At 55.1% G+C, this 247-nt stretch carries 1 pseudogene; it reads right to left on the bottom strand.

The window, feature by feature from the left end:
* A pseudogene (locus KVT28_RS25995) lies at positions 1-184 on the bottom strand (DNA polymerase V subunit UmuC); the annotation flags it as partial.
* Positions 185-247 lie beyond the last annotated feature (63 nt).

Below are 247 nucleotides of genomic sequence, written 5' to 3'. Positions count from 1 at the left end.
AGGTCTTGGTCGGCCCGAAGCCCACGCCGATGACCAGCCCTGTTTCCTGCCTGATGCGCGCAGGCATCTGTTGCCCGAACGTCTCCAGCGGTATCAGTCTGCCGATTCCGGTAACGTCCAGAAAGCTTTCGGCAATGGAATACACTTCCTGTCCGGCCACCATCTCCCCCAGGATGGCCATCATGCGCGCCGACATGTGGCCGTTTATGTGGAATGCAATTTAAACAAAAAAAATGAGCAACTATTC

Source organism: Pantoea sp. GbtcB22, assembly GCF_019091025.1.
Lineage (GTDB): Bacteria > Pseudomonadota > Gammaproteobacteria > Enterobacterales > Enterobacteriaceae > Pantoea > Pantoea leporis.
Note: the sequence above shows the minus strand (reverse complement) of the source record. Positions and strands in the feature narration are given on the sequence as shown.